General features: G+C 73.7%; 12 protein-coding genes. 4 read left to right on the top strand and 8 right to left on the bottom strand.

All coding sequences use genetic code 11. The features are described 5' to 3' along the window. Positions 1-8: 8 nt before the first annotated feature. From IN07_RS06505 to IN07_RS06495, 3 genes are all read right to left on the bottom strand, one after another. Positions 9-1,919, bottom strand: a complete 1,911-nt coding sequence (locus IN07_RS06505; RefSeq protein ID WP_081975236.1) for a branched-chain amino acid ABC transporter ATP-binding protein/permease — start codon at positions 1,917-1,919, stop codon at positions 9-11. A 3-nt stretch (positions 1,920-1,922) separates the two neighbouring features. Beyond that, on the bottom strand, positions 1,923-2,792 hold the full coding sequence (locus tag IN07_RS06500) for a branched-chain amino acid ABC transporter permease (protein ID WP_036334495.1): 870 nt from the start codon (positions 2,790-2,792) through the stop codon (positions 1,923-1,925). 82 nt (positions 2,793-2,874) lie between these two features. Further along, positions 2,875-4,077, bottom strand: a complete 1,203-nt coding sequence (locus IN07_RS06495; RefSeq protein ID WP_036334492.1) for an ABC transporter substrate-binding protein — start codon at positions 4,075-4,077, stop codon at positions 2,875-2,877. Positions 4,078-4,353: 276 nt separating this feature from the next. Here IN07_RS06495 and IN07_RS06490 point away from each other — a divergent pair, with 276 nt between their 5' ends. Then, positions 4,354-4,845, top strand: a complete 492-nt coding sequence (locus IN07_RS06490) for a pyridoxamine 5'-phosphate oxidase family protein (RefSeq protein ID WP_197058373.1) — start codon at positions 4,354-4,356, stop codon at positions 4,843-4,845. Then, positions 4,842-6,590, top strand: a complete 1,749-nt coding sequence (locus tag IN07_RS06485; protein WP_064972371.1) for a sensor histidine kinase — start codon at positions 4,842-4,844, stop codon at positions 6,588-6,590. The genes IN07_RS06490 and IN07_RS06485 overlap by 4 nt, the downstream gene beginning before the upstream one ends. A gap of 13 nt (positions 6,591-6,603) precedes the next feature. Here the strand turns inward: IN07_RS06485 and IN07_RS06480 are convergent, their stop codons facing one another. Then, complete coding sequence (locus tag IN07_RS06480) at positions 6,604-7,281, bottom strand: response regulator (protein WP_052090940.1); 678 nt, start codon at positions 7,279-7,281, stop codon at positions 6,604-6,606. Positions 7,282-7,483: 202 nt separating this feature from the next. On the opposite strand from IN07_RS06480, the gene IN07_RS06475 reads away from it, so the two are divergent. Beyond that, positions 7,484-7,891 carry a four-helix bundle copper-binding protein gene (locus IN07_RS06475; protein WP_036334489.1) on the top strand — a complete coding sequence of 136 codons (408 nt, stop codon included), beginning with the start codon at positions 7,484-7,486 and terminating at the stop codon, positions 7,889-7,891. Between the two features lie 250 nt (positions 7,892-8,141). Here the strand turns inward: IN07_RS06475 and IN07_RS06465 are convergent, their stop codons facing one another. After that, a complete protein-coding gene (locus IN07_RS06465) occupies positions 8,142-8,435 on the bottom strand; it encodes a hypothetical protein (RefSeq protein WP_156119060.1) in 294 nt (97 codons plus the stop codon). Between the two features lie 124 nt (positions 8,436-8,559). Then, positions 8,560-9,099: a DUF421 domain-containing protein gene (locus tag IN07_RS06460; protein WP_036334483.1), complete on the bottom strand. Its 540-nt coding sequence runs from the start codon at positions 9,097-9,099 to the stop codon at positions 8,560-8,562. A 340-nt stretch (positions 9,100-9,439) separates the two neighbouring features. On the opposite strand from IN07_RS06460, the gene IN07_RS06455 reads away from it, so the two are divergent. After that, the gene (locus IN07_RS06455; protein WP_036334480.1) at positions 9,440-9,739 is read left to right on the top strand and encodes an STAS domain-containing protein; all 300 of its coding nucleotides are present in this window, start codon (positions 9,440-9,442) and stop codon (positions 9,737-9,739) included. 12 nt (positions 9,740-9,751) lie between these two features. Here the strand turns inward: IN07_RS06455 and IN07_RS06450 are convergent, their stop codons facing one another. Beyond that, the gene (locus IN07_RS06450) at positions 9,752-11,110 is read right to left on the bottom strand and encodes a DUF2254 domain-containing protein (protein ID WP_081975231.1); all 1,359 of its coding nucleotides are present in this window, start codon (positions 11,108-11,110) and stop codon (positions 9,752-9,754) included. Positions 11,111-11,159: 49 nt separating this feature from the next. Further along, complete coding sequence (locus IN07_RS06445) at positions 11,160-11,528, bottom strand: STAS domain-containing protein (protein WP_081975230.1); 369 nt, start codon at positions 11,526-11,528, stop codon at positions 11,160-11,162. Between the last annotated feature and the right edge of the window lie 11 nt (positions 11,529-11,539).

The following is an 11,539-nucleotide window of genomic DNA, read 5'->3' as shown; positions in this document are numbered from 1 at the left end:
CGACCGGCTCACGGTGCGCCCGCCTCGGCGACCGCGGCCGCGGCGCCGTCCTCCGGCTCGACGCCCAGGTAGGCCGCCACCACCGCCGGGTCGTGCCGCACCTCGTCGGGCGTGCCCAGCGCGATGCGGACGCCGTCCTCCAGCACGGCGACCCGGTCGGCGAGGGCGAGCACCGCCTCGACGTCGTGCTCGACCAGCACGATGGCCATGCCCCCGGCGCGGAGCCGACGCAGCAACCGGGCCAGCTCGCGCCGCTCCGTGCCGGACAGGCCGGCCATCGGCTCGTCGAGCAGCAGCAGGTCGGGGTCCAGGGCCAGGGCCCGGGCGATCTCGACCAGCCGCTGCCGGCCGAAGGGCAGGTCGGCGGCGAGCCGATCGGCGTCCTCCCCGAGGCCGAGCAGGTCCAGCAGCTCGCGCGCCGACTCCTCGACGGCACGCTCCTCCCGCCGGGCCGGCAGCACCAGCGCAGCCCCGAGCATCCCCGAGCGGCTGCGCAGGTGGCGGCCGACCATCACGTTGCCCAACACCGTGGCCGAGGTGAAGATCTGCAGGTTCTGGAACGTGCGGGTCGCCCCGGCCCGGGCGAACACGTGCGGCTTGCGCCCCTCGACCCGGGTGCCGGCCATCGTGACCTCACCCGCGGTCGGGGTGACCGCACCGCTGATCATGTTGAAGGCGGTGGTCTTGCCGGCACCGTTGGGCCCGATCAGCGCCACGATCTCCCCCGCCGAGACGGTGAGGTCGAAGTCGTCGACGGCGGTGACGCCACCGAAGCGCTTGGTCAGCCCGCGTACCTCCAGCAGCGGCGTGCCCGCGGCCGGCCGGCCCTCCCGCGCCAGCAGCGGGACGTCGTCGGCCACCGGCTCCAGGTGGATCTCCTCCTCGTCGTCGCCGGGCTCCGGCGCACTGCCGGCCATCCGTCGCCGCGCCCCGGTCCACAGCTGGTGCAGACCACCGGGCAGGAAGATCATGATCGTGGTGAGCAGGATGCCGAAGCCGATCAGCTGCACCTCACCGACCGCGCCGGGCAGCAGCTCCGGGATCAGCCGGCGCAGCCCGTCGTCCAGCCCCTCGACGGCGAAGGCGCCGACGACCGCGCCGTAGACGCTGCCCACCCCGCCGAGCACCGCCATCAGCAGGAACTTCACCGACAGCGGGAAGTTGGCCGCGTTCGGGTTGATCACCCCGAGCCAGTGGGCGAACGCCGTTCCGGCGACGCTGGCGTAGGCCGCCGACAGCACGAAGACCTGCACCCGCAGCCGGAAGGCGTCCACGCCGAGGGACTCCGCGGCCACCTCCGAGTCGTTGACCGCGCCCAGCGCGCGGCCGATGCGGCTCTCCACGATGTTGCGGGCCAGCCACAGCCCCAGCAGCACGACCGGGACCAGCAGCAGGTAGTACTCGGTCGGCGAGTTGTACGTGCGGCCGTTCATCTCCGGCTTGGTGATGCCGTAGATGCCCGAGGTGGCGCCCAGGAAGTCGGACTCGGTGGCCAGCACGGTGACGATGACGCCGAAACCGAGGGTGGCCAGGGCGAGGTAGTGGCCACGCAGCCTCAGCAGCGGGAGCCCGACCAGCAGCGCCGCCAGCATCGTCACCGCGACCGCCAGGACCGACGCCGGCAGCCCGCTCCACTCGTACTTGGTGACCAGCACCGCCTGGGTGTAGGCCCCGATCGCGAAGAAGCCGGCCTGCCCCAGGCTGACCTGACCGGCCAGGCCCATCAGCAGCGAGAGCCCGAGCGCGGCGAGGGCGTAGATGAGCGCGTACACCCCGACGTTGATGACGCTGGAGGAGGCGATCAGGGGCAGCGCCAGCATCAGCAGCGCCACGACGGCGATGCCGATGACGTCGCCGCGGCGACTGCGGCGGCTGTGTGCCCCAATGCGGGGCAGCCGACGGACCGGTCGACCGGCCATGGGTCAGACCCTCGCTTCCGCAGAACGCCCGAAGATCCCGGCGGGCCGGGCGACGAGCACGATGATCAGGAGCAGGAAGGCCACCGCGTCCCGCAGGCCGGTGCTGATGTAACCGGCGGTGAGCGTCTCCAGCACGCCCAGCAGGAGCCCGCCGAGCACGGCACCGCGCACCGAGATCAGCCCGCCCAGGGTGGCCGCGACGAAGCCCTTGAGCCCGAGGGTGAGCCCGGACTCCCAGGAGGTGAAGAAGATCGGGCTGGCCAGCACGCCGGCGATCGCCCCGACGGTCCCGGCGATCAGGAAGCTGATCAGCGAGGCCTTGGTCAGCGAGATGCCGACCAGCCGGGCGGCCACCGGCTGCTCGGCGCAGGCGCGCAGCGACTTGCCGGCCAGGGTGCGCTCGTAGAACCAGTAGACCGCCAGCGAGACGATCCCGGCGATCAGCAGGATCCACAGCTCCTGGTAGCGGATGCTCACCCCGGCGACGGAGAAGCCGCCCGGGGTCAGCGGGGTCAGCCCCTCCGCGTTCGGGCCGTAGACCAGCAGCATCAGGGCCTTCAGCCCGGTGGAGACACCCAGCGTGAGGATCAACGACACCAGGGTCGTCATCCGCTTGACCGGGAAGATGACCAGCCGCTCCATGATCACGGCGACCAGGGCGACCGACACCACGGCGAGGACCACCGCGGCGAGCAGCGGGAGCCCGCTGCCCACCGCGGAGATGGCCACCAACCCGGCCAGGGCGGCGAACTCGCCCTGGGCCAGGTTGATGACCCCGCTGACGGTGAAGATCGCCACGAAGCCGATGGCGACGAGTGCGTAGACCGCACCCTGGCTGAGCCCGGCGAACAGCAGCTGCAGCAGGTCGGTCACCGACCCACCTCGCACCCGTCCGCCGGCTGGACCGGGGGCAAGGAGCCCCTGCAGGACCTGGCGACGACGCTCACGGCGGGCGTCAGTCGCCCTGGTCCGGGACCAGCTGCCACTGACCGTTCTCCACGGTGACCAGCGCGAGGGCCTCCTTCGACAGCCCCGCGTGGTCCTCCGGGGTCATCGTGAAGACCCCGCTGATGCCGGTGAAGTCGGTGACGCTCTCCAGGTGGTCGCGGATGGCCTGGGGGTCGGTGCCCTCCTCGCGCAGGGCGTCGACGGCCAGCTGCCAGGCGTCGTAGGCGTGCCCGGAGAAGGTGGACGGCCCGGCGCCGAACTCGGCGGTGTAGTCGTCGATGAAGGTGGTGATGATCTCCTTCTGCGGGTCGTCGTCGGGCAGCTGCTCGGCGACGACGAGGCGGCCCAGCGGCGCGACCATGCCCTCGGCGGCGTCCCCGGCGGTGTCCAGGAAGACCTGGTTGCCGATGCCGTGGCTCTGCATCACCGGCGTCTCGATGCCCAGCTGGTCGTACGCCCGCTGGGCCAGACCCGCGGCCGGGGGGATCCCCCAGATCACGTTGACGTCGGCACCGGCGTTGCGCAGGTTCACCATCTGCGCGGTGAAGTCGGTGGCGTCCGGGGCGAACTTCTCCGTCGCGACGACCGAGATGCCCTGCTCCGCGCCGATCTCGTCGAACATCTCGGCGACGCCCTCGCCGAAGCCCGAGGCGTCGCGGGCCAGGCCGATGGTGCTCCAGCCCTGCTCGGCCATGTAATCGATCATGCGCTCGATCACGACCCGGTCGTTCTGGGCGGTCTTGAAGACCCACTCCGAGCCCTCGACGATCGCCTGGTTCGCGGCGAGCGAGATCATCGGCGTCTCGGTGGACTCCGCGATCGGCCGCATCGCCAGGCTCGGACCGGTGCGGCTGGCGCCCAGGACGATGTCGACCTCGTCCTCGTTGACCAGCTTGTTCATCGCCTTGGCGGCGCCGTCCTCGGTCGACTGGTTGTCCTCGATGATCAGCTCGACCTCGCGGCCGTCGATGCCGCCCTCCTCCTCCAGCTGCCCGGCGAGCAGCTCGAGGGCCTGGCGCTCGGGCACCCCGAGGGACGCCCCGGCGCCGGTGATGTCGAGGACGGCACCGATCTTGATCGGGCCCGTCTCCTCGGCGCTGCCCCCGCCGCCGCCGCCACCGCCGTCGTCGGACTCGGCGCAGGCCGCCAGGCTGAGTGTCATCGCCGCCAGCAGTGCGGCGGTGCGCGTCGTCGCGGTCCTTCGTCCCATGAGGTCTCCTTTGACCGCAGCTCGATCATCGAGCGCTTCGTTCGAAGTCCGCCACAGGCTAGTCACCATGTGGCCGCGATCACAAGAACCGTGGGCGCCGAGCTCCCGACTACGCCAGGAGCGGCCTCAGGACCCGGCGAGACGAGCGAGGACCCGGGAGAGGACCAAGGACCCCAGGAGAGGACCAAGGACACCGGCACCGATCGACCCGGCTCGCGACGATGGGCGGGACGGCGGCCTACGGGCCCGTCCCGGCACAGACCCCGAGGAGGCCCCGTGGACACCCTGGACGACGACCGCGACGCACGGGCGCTGGACGAGGCCGAGTGCCTGCGCCTGCTGGACACCGCCGCCATCGGCAGGATCGCCTTCACCGAGGGTGCGCTGCCCGCCGTCCAGCCGGTCACCTTCGTCCGGGGCGGCCGGGAGATCTACGTCCCCACCCACCCGGGCAGTGCGGTGGCCGCAGCCAGCCGGGGTGCCGTCGTCGCCTTCGAGGTGGACGAGGTTGACGTCGGCGCCCGCACCGGGTGGAACGTCACCGTGGTGGGACCGTCCCGGCTGATCGCCGACCCGGCCGAGGTGCGTCGTCTCGACGGTCTGGGGGGCGGCCCGTGGGTCCCCTCGGGAGCGCACTGCTACGTCGGGGTGCAGGTGCGGCTCGTGCGCGGCCGGCGGATCGGGCCCCGCCCGGCGCCGGCGGCCGCCCCGGCCGCCCCGGCGGGCCTGTCGCCGGCCGGGGCCGGGATGCCAAGCTGGGTGGGATGAGCGAGCACGCGACGACACCACGGTCGACGGACGTGCCGGGCGGCGCGGAGGCCGACTCCCCCCTGGCGGCGATGCGGCTCACCGAGCTGCTGGAGGAGGTGCAGGACCGGCTCTCCACGGTGGCCAGCACCCACGCCCGGGTGCAGGACCTGCTGGACGCCTTCCTCAGCGTCTCGGCCGGACTGGACCTGGACACGACGCTCCGTCGGATCGTCGAGGCCGCCGCCCGGCTGGTCGACGCCGAGTACGGCGCCCTCGGCGTGCTGCGCCTGGAGGGCGGCCTCGGCCAGTTCATCACCGTCGGCATAGACCAGGAGCAGCGTGCCCGGATGGGGCACCTGCCCGAGGGCAAGGGCGTGCTCGGCCAGCTGATCACCGACCCGCACCCGCTGCGCATCGCCGACCTGGGTGAGCACCCGTCCTCGGTCGGACTCCCGCCCGGGCACCCTCCGATGCGCACCTTCCTCGGCGTGCCGGTGCTGGTCCGCGGCACGGTGTTCGGCAACCTCTACATGACCGAGAAGCACGGCGGCGGCCAGTTCACCAACGAGGACAAGGCGGTGCTGGTCGCCCTGGCCGGAGCCACCGGCATCGCGGTCGACAACGCCCGGCTCTACGCGGAGGGCGAGGTCCGCCGACGCTGGCTGACCGCGGTCGCCGACGTCCGTTCCACCCTGCTGGGGGGCCTGCCCGCGGAGCAGGCGCTGCAACTGGTCGTCGACCGGGTCGCCACCCTGACCGCGGCCGACGGCGCCTGGTTGCTGTCCGGCCCGGACCCGGTCGACGGCAGCTACGAGGTCCAGGCGCAGTCCGGCGCCGAACTCGCCGACGTCACCGGGCACCACCTGCACCTCGCGGACGCACCCACCGCACAGACCGTCGTCGGCCGGCGCGCGCTGACCCCCGTGGACCTGACCGGCTTCCCGCTCGCGGGCCCCGACGCCGCGCCCTGGGGTCCCGCGATCGGCGTGCCACTGCCCAGCACCGATGCGCAGGCCGCCGTGGTGATCGCCGCCCGCCGCGGCGGCAGCCCCGGCTTCGACCCCACCATCGGGCCGCTGATCAGCGAGTTCGCCGACCAGGTGGCGCTGGCGCTGGACATGGCAGCCCGTCAGCAGGTCGCCCGGCGGCTGGACGTCTACGCCGACCGGGACCGGATCGCCCGCGACCTGCACGACCACGTCATCCAGCGGTTGTTCGCCGCCGGCCTCAGCCTGCAGGCCGCGGCCACCCGGGTCTCCGACGACGTCGTCGGGCAGCGGCTGCACCAGGTGGTCGACCAGCTCGACGAGACGGTCCGCGACATCCGCACGACGATCTTCGACCTGCACACCACCGAGGGGACCGAGCACGCCGAGAGCCTGCGGCGGCAGGTCCTCGACATCGTGACCCAGACCGCCGGGGAGCACCTGCAGTCGACCGTGCGGATGTCCGGGGCGGTCGACAGCCTGGTGACCGGCGACCTGGCCGTCGACGTGGCCGCGGTGGTCCGCGAGGGGGTCAGCAACGCCGCCCGGCACGCCGGCGCCCGGCACGTGACGGTCACCCTGGACGTCGCCGACGCCGTCGTCGTCGAGGTCCGGGACGACGGCCGCGGCATCGACCCCACCGTGGCCTGCAGCGGTCTGCGCAACCTGGCCGAGCGGGCGCGGCGGCGGGGCGGGGAGTCCGTCGCCCAGCCGCTCCCCGAGGGCGGCACGCTGGTGCGCTGGCACGCCCCCCTCCCGGTGCGCGGCTCCGGCTGACCGGCGACCGGGGTCAGCCCCGGGACGAGGCGGGGCCCGAGCCCCGGAGCTCGGTCGCCAGGATCGCGGCCTGGGTCCGCCGCTCCAGCCCCAGCTTGGCGAGCAGGTGCGAGACGTAGTTCTTCACCGTCTTCTCGGCCAGGAACATCCGCTCGCCGATCTGCCGGTTGGTCAGCCCCTCCCCGATCAGCTCGAGCACCGTCCGCTCCTGGTCGCTGAGCTTGGCCAGCGGGCCGCTGGGCTCGGCCGCCCGGCGCATCCGCTGCATGACCGCGGCCGCCGCGGCCGGGTCCAGCAGCGACCCGCCACCGGCCACCGTGCGCACCGCGCTCACCAGGTCCTGCCCCAGGATCTGCTTCAGCAGGTAGCCCGAGGCCCCGGCCATGATCGCCTCGAACAGCGCCTCGTCGTCGCTGTAGCTGGTGAGCATCACCGCCTTGAGGTCGGGCAGCCGGGACCGCAGCTCCCGGCACACCGAGACGCCGTCACCGTCGGGCAGCCGCACGTCCAGGACGGCGACGTCCGGGCGCAGCGCAGGCACCCGGGCCAGCGCCTCGGCGGCGTTCTTCGCCTCGCCCACCACGGTGATGCCCGGGTCGGTCTCCAGCACGTCGGCGACACCGCGCCGGACGATCTCGTGGTCGTCGAGCAGGAACACCCGGATGGGGCCGGACGCAGCGTCCGTGGTCACGCGGTACCTCGTGCTCTCCGCCGGGCCATGGCGACGCGGCTGGGTCGTCGGTTGCCGGCGCGCTCCGACGCACGCCTCCGGCAGCGAATCTAGGCGGTGCCGCATGACGACTCCATGACGCACGTGACCACGTCGTCCGCGGTGGGTAGGCGGCGGGGACGCGTGGCGGCAACCGGCCGCCCGGACGACGGGAGGACTCGACATGAGCGCAGCAGCCCAGATGCTGGAGACGTACCCGCAGGACCTCGGGGGCATCGACCGGGAGAAGCTCGTCGCCTGCATCGAGGCGTGCCTGGAGTGTGCGCAGGCGTGCACCGCGTGCGCCGACGCCTGCCTGGCCGAGGACATGGTCGCCGACCTGCGCACGTGCATCCGGACCAACCTGGACTGCGCCGACGTCTGCGAGGCCACCGGGCGGGTGCTGTCCCGGCACACCGGGTACGACGCCAACCTGACCCGGGCCGTCCTCGAGGCCTGCGCGGCCGCCTGCAAGGCGTGTGGGGACGAGTGCAGCGGCCACGCCGAGATGCACGAGCACTGCCGGGTCTGTGCGGAGTCCTGCCGCCGCTGCGAGCAGGCCTGCCGCGAGCTGATCAGCTCGCTGGGCTGACCGGCCGGGCACGCGGCCGACCGGGGACGGTCAGGAGCGGGCGATCCACTCGCACCCGCAGGCACGACACAGCATGGTCGCCCACCAACTGTGGCCCTCGGTCGGCTGCGTGGCGTCCACCAGGTCGCGGGACGCGCAGTCGGGACACCGCAGCAGGGCGGCGAGCGCGCCGCCCAGCCGTCCCCCGCTCCGTCGCCCACCGTCGGTGGTGGTCGTGTCCGCCGGTGCGATGGAGAGGGTCATCGCCGGCTCACGCGTCGGCCAGCGGCGCACCGGCCGCGACCAGCTGGACGTCGGTGGAGGTGGGGGGCGCGACCTCCCGGACGGTCGCCGTCCGGGCGTGGCCACGCTCTTCCCGGTGCGCGTACAGCTCGTGTCGGCTGGGCAGCGGGTGGCCCCCCCGGCAGCACAGCGTGCCGACCTCCCCCACGAGGACCGGGCGCGGGCGGCCGGGCACCTCGAACCGGCCGGCGCGCTCGATGAGCAGGGTGTCGCACTCCGGGCAGTGGAGGTTGTGCAGGGAGAGGATCCAGACGGAGACCATGCGCACACCCTGAGTGACGAGCGCCGCCCGCGGTAGGTCGGCGCCTGCGTGTCCGGGCAACCGTCACAGGATCGCAAAGCGACCGTCCCCGGTCCCGGGGGGCAGCCCGCCCAGGCCCCCGCGGTCAGGCCGCCTGGTCTCCGGTGGCACCGACCTCCGCGCCGGCGACCCCCTCGAAGGCCGACCAGTTCCCGATCTTGCTGCTCGGGACGACGCTGAAGGAGCCGTCGGTCTCCAGTACCACGGCGGCGACGTCGGCCAGGTCGCCGGATCCGCTGGCCCGGACGGCCTGCCGGATCTCGTCGAGCGTCACCCGCTGCTCCTCCATGTGCCCCGGCAGCGGCCGGCCCTCACGGAACAGCAGCGTCGGCCGCGCCGTCAGGACGCTGCGCACCCCGCCCCAACGGGCCGAGGCCCAGGCGACCAGCATCTGCAGCGCAGCCAGCAGGGCCAGTGCGGTGAGGCCCTCGGCCCAGGAGACGTCGGAACTCAGCAGGATCGTGGCCAGCACCGAGCCGAGCGCGACGGTGACGACCAGGTCGTAGGCGTTCAGCTTCGCCAGCGTGCGCTTGCCGGAGAAGCGCAGCACCACGACCAGGGTGACGTAGGCCGCCGCCCCCACCGCCAGGATCCGGCCCAGGTCCGCCCACGAGTCCCACCACATGCCGCTCTCCTCGTCCTGTTCGCCCGCTCGGCCCGCTCCCCTCCTGCCGTGGGGTTCGCAGGGACGCAGCAGCTGCGCCCGGCTGATCCCGACCCCCGTAGCCAGCCCGCCCCGGCCGGAAACACACCGGCCGGCGCCGGTCGATGGCGGCGCCGGGGTCCACGGCGGCGATGTGACAGGTACGTGACGGTCCGCCCGCAGGCCTGTCGGCCGCGCCGGTCGGGTGCCACTCTCAGGTCCCGGCGAACCGGGTCGGGAGCCACCGCCGCCCCTCGTCGCCTGCCATCCGCCCCAGCGACCCGTCACAGACCAGCCCGATGCCGACACCCCGGAGGACGACGTGACCGCTCAGCGCTCACCGCACCCGCTCCCCGGCCCCTCGCTCACCGAGGTGGTCGACGGCCACACCGGCCGGGTCCGGGTCAGCGGACACCTCACCCCCCAGGGCGCCGACCTGCTCCGGGGCACCGTCGAGGGGCTCCGCCGGCTCGGGCACTCGACCGTGGTCCTGGACCTGGCCGACGTGCAGGCCGCCGACGCCGTCGGTCTGCACGTCCTCTCCGACCTGCGCTCCACGATGCGGGCCTCCGGTGACGAACTGCTCCTCCGGAACGCACCGCGGGAGACCGTCGTCGGCTGACGCCCGGGACGGTCAGCCGACCTCGGCCGGCCAGCTCCCGGCCAGCGCCTGGCGGACCCCCTGCCGCCAGGCGCTGGTCTCGGACTCGAGGACGGCGGTGGACTCCAGCGCCCGCTCGGCGACCGCGTCGACGTACCGGCAGACCAGCTCGTCGACGCCGCGGCCCTGGGCGCGCCAGGCGAACTCCCGCAACAGCCCCGCCAGCCGGCGCAGCACGGTGGGCTGTCCTTCGGCGAACTGCAGCGGCTCCTCGACGGCCAGTTGCAGGAGCTCCGGCAGATGCCACGGCGGTACCACGAGCCGGACCCGCTGCTCCTCGTCCCGGCAGGTGCGGGGCGGCACGGGGCACTCCGCGAAACGCCCGAGCAAGGCGGAGGCGTGCGAGAGGGCGTGCACCGCCGTCGTCGGGTCGTTGGTGCCCGGGGACAGGGCGCGGACGCAGATGTCGACGACCTTGCGCAGCCCGTAGGCGAGGTCCCGGTCGGGCGTCCGCTCGTAGTGCAGCTGGAAGCTCGAGTCCAACGCCTCCTCCAGCGTCCCGGTGTCCGGGCTGCCGCCCGGCGCGAGCGACCGGGCGTGGGCCACCGGCGTCCCCTCGACGACGGAGTCACCGATCCGCACGGCCAGGGTGACCGCCACCCCGGCCTCGCGTGCCGCGGCGACGGCCGCCCTCTCGTCCACCCCGACGAGGAAGCCGCTGGACCGGGCCACCAGCGGCACCGGCGGTCCGGCACCGTGGTCCCCCACCGTGTCGTGAGCCCCGTCGTCCGGCTCGTCGAGCTCCCGCGCGACGGTCTGGGTGGCCTCGTCGTGCACGTCGCGCAACATCGTCTCCACCCGCAGCAGCCGGGAGAGGTGGCCCAGGAAGAGGACCAGCGCCAGCACGCTGCCCAGCGCCAGCAGGTAGGCCACCGTGATCGACAGCCGTGGCACGAAGGCGCTCTCGTCCTCGGTGGCGCTCTCGGTGCGCACCGTCCGCAGCACGGTGAGGGCGTAGACGAAGGTGAGCACGAGCTGGGCCAGCGTCAGCTGCACCGTGCGGTCGGTGGAGAAGGTCTGGAGCAACCGGGGCGTGAACTGGCTGCTGCTCAGCTGCAGCGCGACGACGGTGAGCGAGAAGGTCACGCCCGTCACCGAGATCAGCGAGCCGGCGATCGCGGCCAGCAGGTTGCGCGCCGCGGACGCCCCGCCGCCGAAGGCGAAGGTCAGCGGGTGCTCCCGGGTCGCCCAGTGCTGGTCCAGTTCCGGCAGCAGCACGCCGAGGGCGATGGCCAGCAGCACGCCCAGCGCCGGGATGGGCCAGAGGCTGCTCCGCACCGAGCCGACCAGGCGGCTCAGCGGCCCACCGCGGTGAGAGGCGGGATTCGACATGCCGGGAGTCTCGCCCACCGGCCTGTGCAGCGCCGGTGCGGCGGGCCGATCAGCCCTCTGTCGGGTGAGCCGGGTCCTCCAGCTGCATGACCCGCCACAGGCCGGTGCGGTGCAGCAGGTCCTCGGTGCGCCGGTTCACCCCGCGCAGGACGACGGCGCCGCCGCGGGCCCGGCAGGTCCGGTGCGCCCACAGGAAGCTGGCCACCGCGGTGCTGGACAGCTGCCGGACGTCGGTGAGGTCCACGACCAGCCGGCGCGCGCCGGACAGGAGGGCGTCGTGCAGCAGCCAGCGCAGGTCCGCGAGCCCGTCGGCCAGCAGGTCGTCGGACAGCCGTAGGACCACCTGACCGTCCCGGCCGGGACGCGCGGGTTCGGCGTCCGCGCCCGTCGGTGGACGGTGGACGGCGGTGGCGGTCATCGGCAGTGCTC

This window comes from Modestobacter caceresii (assembly GCF_000761485.1).
Lineage (GTDB): Bacteria > Actinomycetota > Actinomycetes > Mycobacteriales > Geodermatophilaceae > Modestobacter > Modestobacter caceresii.
Note: the sequence above shows the minus strand (reverse complement) of the source record. Positions and strands in the feature narration are given on the sequence as shown.